Raw genomic sequence first — 261 nt, 5'->3', positions numbered from 1 at the left:
TATTGGCGATGTCAATATCATATAGTCTGGACACCAAAGTATAGGTTCAGAATATTGAAGAACAAAGTAGGCAGAGATGTTTACAGGTGCATACAAGTTTATTGTGAGCAGTTAGGGTGCAAAGTAGTCGAGTTAAATGTGCAGGTTGACCATGTTCATTTGGTAGTAAAGATACCGCCGAAGTTATCAGTCTCGAAATTAATGGGTGCTTTAAAGGGAAAAATAGCGTTAAAGCTATTTAGCAAATATCCATACTTAAGG

General features: G+C 37.2%; 1 protein-coding gene. It reads left to right on the top strand.

Annotation, left to right across the window (positions count from 1 at the left end; genetic code table 11):
- Nucleotides 1–261, top strand: a 261-nt coding sequence (gene tnpA, locus JIG41_RS01370) for an IS200/IS605 family transposase (protein WP_199524156.1), incomplete at both ends; no start/stop codon positions are given.

Source organism: Pseudoalteromonas sp. bablab_jr011 (assembly GCF_016464045.1).
Classification (GTDB): domain Bacteria; phylum Pseudomonadota; class Gammaproteobacteria; order Enterobacterales; family Alteromonadaceae; genus Pseudoalteromonas; species Pseudoalteromonas lipolytica.
This window is presented reverse-complemented; position numbering and strand designations above follow the sequence as displayed.